Annotated in this window: 4 protein-coding genes and 1 pseudogene; 4 read left to right on the top strand and 1 reads right to left on the bottom strand. The window is 73.1% G+C overall.

Annotation, left to right across the window (positions count from 1 at the left end; all coding sequences use genetic code 11):
• Positions 1-528, top strand: a pseudogene (locus VGI02_RS20100) (glutamate-1-semialdehyde 2,1-aminomutase); the annotation flags it as partial.
• 16 nt (positions 529-544) lie between these two features.
• Here the strand turns inward: VGI02_RS20100 and VGI02_RS20095 are convergent.
• On the bottom strand, positions 545-1,600 hold the full coding sequence (locus VGI02_RS20095) for a glycosyltransferase family 4 protein (protein ID WP_331630127.1): 1,056 nt from the start codon (positions 1,598-1,600) through the stop codon (positions 545-547).
• A 383-nt stretch (positions 1,601-1,983) separates the two neighbouring features.
• On the opposite strand from VGI02_RS20095, the gene VGI02_RS20090 reads away from it, so the two are divergent.
• From VGI02_RS20090 to VGI02_RS20080, 3 genes are all read left to right on the top strand, one after another.
• Positions 1,984-3,225 (top strand): glycosyltransferase family 4 protein, encoded by a 1,242-nt coding sequence (locus tag VGI02_RS20090; RefSeq protein ID WP_331630125.1) that lies wholly within the window; start codon positions 1,984-1,986, stop codon positions 3,223-3,225.
• Positions 3,222-4,337, top strand: a complete 1,116-nt coding sequence (locus VGI02_RS20085) for a glycosyltransferase family 4 protein (RefSeq protein WP_331630123.1) — start codon at positions 3,222-3,224, stop codon at positions 4,335-4,337. Before VGI02_RS20090 ends, VGI02_RS20085 begins: the two co-directional genes overlap by 4 nt.
• A gap of 61 nt (positions 4,338-4,398) precedes the next feature.
• Complete coding sequence (locus tag VGI02_RS20080; RefSeq protein ID WP_331630121.1) at positions 4,399-5,061, top strand: hypothetical protein; 663 nt, start codon at positions 4,399-4,401, stop codon at positions 5,059-5,061.
• Positions 5,062-5,085 lie beyond the last annotated feature (24 nt).

Below are 5,085 nucleotides of genomic sequence, written 5' to 3'. Positions count from 1 at the left end.
CTGGCGGGCAAGCGGGACCTCATGGAGCTCGGCGGTCTCAACACCGACGGCGAGCGCGTCTTCCTGCTCTCCACCACGAACGGCCCGGAGACCGTCGGGCTCGCCGCGTTCCGCGCCGTCGTCGAGACCTACCGGACGACGGACCCGGTCGGCGCCATGCGCCGCGCGGGCGAGCGGCTGGCGGCCGGCGCGAACCAGGTGATCGACGACGCCGGGATGCGGGAGTACGTCGAGGTCGCCGGGCACCCGAACTGCCTGGTGTTCCTCACCCGGGATCCCTCCGGCGCCCCGTCGCAGGAGTACCGGACGCTGTTCCTGGGCGAGCTGCTCAAGAGCGGGATTCTCGGACAGTCCTTCGTGATCTCCGCGGCGCACACCGACACCGACGTCGAGCAGACGATCCAGGCGGTGGCCGACGCGCTCCCGGTCTACGGCAAAGCGATCGAGCTCGGCAGCGCGTCCGGTCTGCTCGAGGGGCGCCCGGTCGCTCCCGCGCTGCGTCCGCACGCCGCCCCGCGTCGCCGCTGAGGCACCCGAGGAGGGGCTAGACGACGCCGCGGATGATGTCGCGCAGGTCGGCCGCCATGTGGGCCGAGGTGAACCGGGCCTCGACGTCCTTGCGCCCTGCGCGGCCCATCTCGGCGGCCCGCTCCGGGTCGGCCAGCAGCCCGCCGATCGCCTCGGCCATCGCCTCGGGGTCACCGGGAGGCACGAGCAGGCCGGTCCGCCCGTGGTCGACGTAGGTGTCCATCCCGGGGTTGTCGGTCGCGACCACCGGGCGGCCGCTGGCGAGGGCCTCGAGCGCCACGGTGAGGCCCGAGCCCTGCGGGTTGGGCCGCAGGGCGATCGCGACCAGTGACGAGCGCTCGTAGAGCCCACGCATCGCGGCGTTCATCCGGCGCGCGTGCAGCACGCCCGCCTCGGGGGGCAGGTCGACGTGGAGGGTGGTCGCGAGCTCGAGCCAGGCGGGCAGGCCCTGCTGGCGCACCCGGTTCACCGCGGAGACGAGCGTCGTGTGGTCGCGGCCGCGGTCGTCGCCGACGCTGGTGATGGTCGCGCCGCCGGGGTCCCGGCCGTCCAAGGGCTGTTCGGGGTAGAACTCGGGGTCGATGCCCAGCCGCACGGCGTGCACGCGCTCGGGATCGACGTCCCAGTGCTCGCGCAGGATGGGCACCATCGCCGGGCTCTGCGTGAAGATGCCCGCCGCGCGGCTCAGGCCACCCTCGGCGCTGCGGCGGTGCGTCCCGGCCAGCTGGTCGGGGCGTTCCAGCCACGCGACCCCGGTGACGACCGGCCGGCGGGCCGTGAACGCGGCGGGCAACCCGGTGCGCTCGTCCATGCAGAAGATCGCGTCCGCCCCGCGGCGCTGCCGCGCGCTCGACAGCGCGGTCACGGCCTCATAGCCGTCCAGCTGGTTGCGGACCTTGCGCGCCGCCCAGTCGGTGAGGCCGCGGGCGGGCCTGCGGAAGGTGACGACGTCGCCCTCGTCGCCGAGGTGGTGAAGCCCGTAGGGCGTGTGGTCCGGGATTTCCCCGCGCGCGTTGCGCTGGCGGTACTCCTCCACGTCGAGCTCCTCGGGCAGCTCCACGTGCACGTGCATGGTCGCGGTACCCCCCTCGGTGGCCCCGTTCGGGCGACTCGGACGCTACCGGTGCGTGCTCACGGCCACGATGTCGCCTTCGTCCGTCGCCGCACCGGACGTCGTGTCGACCGCCGGTCCCGGCACGGACCATGGTCGCATTCCCGCCCGATCGGCCCGCCCGCCCCGCCACGCCGGGTCGATCCCGCGCCCTCGGCGGGTCGCCCGGTCGGCCGAGGCAACCGCGGGGTCCGCCGGGCGTCTCACGACGTACCGCCCGATCGCCCCCGCAACGCTGCGGCGGGCACCCCGACGGCCCGCGGGACGGCATCGCTACCGTGGTCCGTAACCCGACCGGTCACCGATCGGATCGTCCCTGGCCCCGACAGGACGGACTCAGGATCTTGCCCGGCAGAGCGCTCATCCTCGTCGAGAACCTCTCGGTGCCGTTCGACCGCCGTGTCTGGCAGGAGGCCACGACGCTGCGCGATCACGGGTGGGACGTCGAGGTGATCTGTCCGCTGGGCACGGAACGGGACACCGAGCGCGAGGCCGTCGTCGACGGTGTGGCGATCCACCGCTACCCGCTCGAGGCCGCGTCCGGCGGGCCGCAGGGGTACCTCAAGGAGTACGCGACCGCGCTCTTCCACTCGATCCGGCTCGCCCGCGCGATCACCCGTCGCGCCCCGGTCGACGTCGTGCACCTGTGCAACCCGCCCGACCTGCTCTTCCTGGTGGCGCTCGTGCTGCGGGTGATCGGGCGACGGCACGGGGTGCGCACCCGCGTGGTGTTCGACCAGCACGACCTGGTGCCCGAGCTCTACCTCTCCCGCTTCCGCCCGAAGCGCGACGCCCTCTACTGGGGCCTGCGTCTGGTCGAGTACCTCACCTACCGGACCGCCGACACCGTCATCTCGACCAACGAGAGCTACCGCGCGAAGGCCGTCGGGCGCGGCCGGGTGCCGGGCCACCGCGCGTTCACCGTGCGCAGTGCCCCCGCGCTGGACCGCTTCAAGCAGGTGCCGCCGGAGCCGGAGCTGGCGAAGGGCCGCGAGCACATGCTCGTCTACCTCGGCGTCATGGGCCCGCAGGACGGTGTGGACTACGCCGTGCGCGCCCTCTCGCAGCTCGCGGAGCGCCGGGACGACTGGCACGCCGCGTTCCTCGGGGGCGGCGACGCCTTCGACGACGTCGTCGACCTCGCGCACCGTCTCGGTCTCGACGACCGCGTGACCTTCACGGGCATGGCCGACACCCCGCTCGTGCGCCGCTACCTCTCGACGGCGTCCCTGGGCATCGCCCCGGACCCGCTCAATCCGCTCAACGACGTGTCCACCATGAACAAGATCATGGAGTACATGGCGATGGGGCTGCCGATGGTCTCGTTCGACCTCACCGAGAGCCGGGTGTCGGCAGGTGACGCCGCGCTGTTCGCGCGCCCCAACGACGTCGACGAGTTCGCCGGGCTGATCTCGGAGCTGCTCGACGATCCGGTGCGCCGCAAGCAGATGGGCGAGGTCGGGCGGGAGCGCGTCGCCGGGGCACTCTCGTGGACCCACTCACAGGCGGCGCTGCTCACCGCCTACGACACCGTCGACCCGGCGCCCGCAGCGCGCCCCGCGACGTCGGCGGTCACCGACCGGTGACCGGCTCGGCGGGCGGTCGCTCCGAGGGCCGACGGCTCCGGGTCCTCGTCGTCGGGCAGTCCTCGACGACGCCCGGCGGGATGTCCTCGGTCCAGCGGCTGCACGAGCGGTTCCTCGCCGGGCGGGACGACGTCGAGCTCCACGTCGCCACCACCTACGACGAGGCCGGGGCGCTGCGGCGGCTCCGGCTCATGGTCGTCGGGATCGCCCGGGCGCTCGCCCTCGTTCTCGGCCCCCAGGACCGCCGCCCCGACGTCGTCCACCTGCACGTCGCGAAGGGCCTCTCCGTCGTCCGCAAGGGCGTCGTCGTCGCCGCCGCCCGCGCCCGTGGCATCCCGACGGTGCTGCACACCCACGCAGGCGCGTTCGCCGACTGGTTCGACGCCCTGCCCGCGCCCGCGCGATCCGCGGTCGCGTGGTTGCTGCGCGCCGACCGGGTCGTCGTGCTCGCGCCCGGGGCACGCGAGATCTACACCGAGCGACTCGGCCTGCCCGGGGAGCGCGTCATCCTGCTCGCCAACCCCGTCGAGTGGCCCGAGACGGTGCCCGAGCGCGATCCGCGCGCCGAGACGGTGCGCGCGGTCTTCCTCGGACGGCTCATCGACCGCAAGGGCGTGTTCGACCTCGTCGACGCGCTCGCCGGCCTGCACGCCTGCCATCGCGCCCGCCTGACGGTGACGATCGCCGGCCACGGGGACGCGGACGCCGTGCGCCGCGCGGTCACCGCGGCCGGGCTCGACGGCTCCGTCGACGTCCGCTCCTGGATCGGCCCCGACGAGCGGGACGACCTGCTCGGCGCCGCCCAGATCCTCCTCCTGCCGAGCTGGTGGGAGGGCCTCCCGATGTCCGTGCTCGAAGGCATGGCGTGGGGCCTGTGCCCCGTGGTCACCCCGGTCGGCGGGCTGGCCACTCTCGTACGCGACGGGGACAACGGCGTCGTCGTCCCCGTCGGTGATCCCCCGGCGCTCACCGCGGCGCTGGACAAGCTGCTCTCGGACGACGAGGTCCGGGTGCGCAGCGGGGCGAGGGCGCGCGAGAGCGTGCGCGCCTTCGGGGCCGAGGCGTGGGCCGATCGGCTCGTGACGCTCTACCGGGAGCTCCTCGACCCCTGACCCTGACCCCCTGACCACCTTCACCGGAAACGACTCCCCGCCGGACGAGAAGGAAGAACCCATGACTGACCCGAGCCAGCTCGGCACCGTGCTGACCTACGACCCGATCGAGTTCCCGTTCCCGGACGTGGTCGCGAAGATCCTCGACACCCCGGATCTCGAGAAGATCCACGAGCTCGGGCGCCGGTCCGACGTCGACAACCACGACCAGGACTCCGACGACCACACGATCTTCTACCGCGAGTACGAGCAGGTGCGGGACCTCTACGACCGCTTCCTGGTCGAGTGGATCCTCCCGCAGTACGCCGAGGACCTCGCGGTGCAGCGCATCCCCACCTTCCGCGTGCACCGTCCCGGCAGCGTGGCCGTGAGCGAGTTCCACAAGGACTCCGACTACAACCACCAGCCGTCGACGCTGAACTACTGGCTGCCGCTGACCCGCGCCTACGGGAACAACTCGATGTGGATCGAGGACGAGCCGGGTGCCGACGCGTACTCGCCGGTCGTCGTTGACCCGGGCCAGGTGTGGCGCTTCGACGCGGTGAACAACCGCCACGGCAACCACGCGAACGACACCCCCACCTCGCGGGTGAGCTTCGACTTCCGGGCGATCCCGCTGCGCCTGTTCGTCGACGAGGGCAAGTCGACGGTGAACGCCGGGCGCCGCATGGACCTCGAGGGCTACTACCGCAAGCTCGACGCGAACGGCCGGTTCGCGAGCTAGGTCGCCTCCGGCCTCGTGAGCACT

Source organism: Actinomycetospora sp. (genome assembly GCF_036497245.1).
GTDB lineage: Bacteria > Actinomycetota > Actinomycetes > Mycobacteriales > Pseudonocardiaceae > Actinomycetospora.
This window is presented reverse-complemented; position numbering and strand designations above follow the sequence as displayed.